This is a genomic window from Paenibacillus sp. CFBP 13594 (assembly GCF_014842675.1).
Taxonomy (GTDB): domain Bacteria; phylum Bacillota; class Bacilli; order Paenibacillales; family Paenibacillaceae; genus Paenibacillus; species Paenibacillus amylolyticus_B.
In genome coordinates this window covers 1-737 of sequence record NZ_JACYVQ010000032.1, presented here as the reverse complement: position 1 = coordinate 737, position 737 = coordinate 1, and the positions used below count along the sequence as shown (strand labels likewise).

At 55.5% G+C, this 737-nt stretch carries 1 rRNA gene; it reads left to right on the top strand.

Features of this window, described 5'->3' with window-relative positions:
- Nucleotides 1-737 (top strand): 23S ribosomal RNA (locus tag IFU39_RS32505); the annotation flags it as partial.

The following is a 737-nucleotide window of genomic DNA, read 5'->3' as shown; positions in this document are numbered from 1 at the left end:
TGGAGGCAACGTTGGGATACCACCCTGATCGTATCTAGGTTCTAACCTGGTACCGTAATCCGGTGCGGGGACAGTGTCAGGTGGGCAGTTTGACTGGGGCGGTCGCCTCCTAAAGAGTAACGGAGGCGCCCAAAGGTTCCCTCAGAATGGTTGGAAATCATTCGAAGAGTGCAAAGGCATAAGGGAGCTTGACTGCGAGACCTACAAGTCGAGCAGGGACGAAAGTCGGGCTTAGTGATCCGGTGGTACCGCATGGAAGGGCCATCGCTCAACGGATAAAAGCTACCCTGGGGATAACAGGCTTATCTCCCCCAAGAGTCCACATCGACGGGGAGGTTTGGCACCTCGATGTCGGCTCATCGCATCCTGGGGCTGAAGTAGGTCCCAAGGGTTGGGCTGTTCGCCCATTAAAGCGGTACGCGAGCTGGGTTCAGAACGTCGTGAGACAGTTCGGTCCCTATCTGTCGTGGGCGTAGGAAATTTGAGAGGAGCTGTCCTTAGTACGAGAGGACCGGGATGGACGTACCGCTGGTGTACCAGTTGTTCCGCCAGGAGCACCGCTGGGTAGCTATGTACGGACGGGATAAACGCTGAAAGCATCTAAGCGTGAAGCCCCCCTCAAGATGAGATTTCCCAGTATGTAAGACCCCTTGAAGACGACGAGGTAGATAGGCTGGGGGTGGAAGTGCAGCAATGCATGGAGCTGACCAGTACTAATCGGTCGAGGGCTTATCCAA